This is a genomic window from Streptomyces sp. NRRL B-1140, from assembly GCF_001280065.1.
Lineage (GTDB): Bacteria > Actinomycetota > Actinomycetes > Streptomycetales > Streptomycetaceae > Streptomyces.
Genome location: NZ_LGEA01000165.1, coordinates 1 through 805 on the forward strand (window position 1 = coordinate 1; position 805 = coordinate 805).

At 72.5% G+C, this 805-nt stretch carries 1 protein-coding gene; it reads right to left on the reverse strand.

What is annotated here, in order from left to right; translation table 11 throughout:
- Positions 1-805: ketoacyl-synthetase C-terminal extension domain-containing protein (locus ADK65_RS35520; protein WP_159038866.1), on the reverse strand; the 805-nt coding region annotated here is incomplete at both ends.

Genomic DNA, 805 nt, shown 5'->3' on the forward strand with positions numbered 1-805 from the left:
ATGCCCCACCAGCACCGCGGGCCGCACACCCCAGTGCTCGTACAGCCGGAACAGACCCACCTGCAACGCGAACAACGCCGTCTGCGTGTACAGCGTCCGGTCCAGCAACCCCTCCGTACCAGGCATGCCGAACGCCACATCCGCCACCGGATGCTCCGCCCCCAGACGACGGTCGATCTCCGCCGCCGCCCGCCCGAACGCCTCCGCGAACACCGGGAACCTCTCCGCCAGCTCACGGCCCATCCCCGCGTACTGACCCCCCTGCCCCGCGAACAGGAAGGCCGTCTCGTTGTCCGCGGAGATCGCCGTGACGTCGTCGGCGGTCAGGTCGCGCAGGGCGGCGATCAGTTCGTCCCGGTCGGCGGCGACTACTGCGGCGCGGTGTTCCAGCCGTGTCCGGGTCGTCGCCAGCGACACCGCGATGTCCCCGGTGCGCAGGCCGGGCCGCTCCGCGGCGAACGCGGCGATGTTCCCGGCCTGGGCGATCACGGCCTCCGGTGTGCGGCCCGAGACCGTCCACGCCCAGGGGCCGGTGTCCTCGGCGCTCTCGTCGGCCTCGGGTTCCTCGGCCGGTGCCTGTTCCAGCACCGCGTGCGCGTTGGTGCCGCTCACCCCGAACGACGACACCGCAGCCCGGCGCGGACCCTCCGACTCCGGCCACTCCCGCTCCCGCGTCAGCAACCGCACCGCCTCCGGCCACTCCACATGCGGCGTCGGCTCATCCACGTGCAAGGTTTTGGGCAGCACACCGTGCCGCATCGCCTCCACCATCTTGATGACCCCGCCCACACCGGCCGCCGCCTGC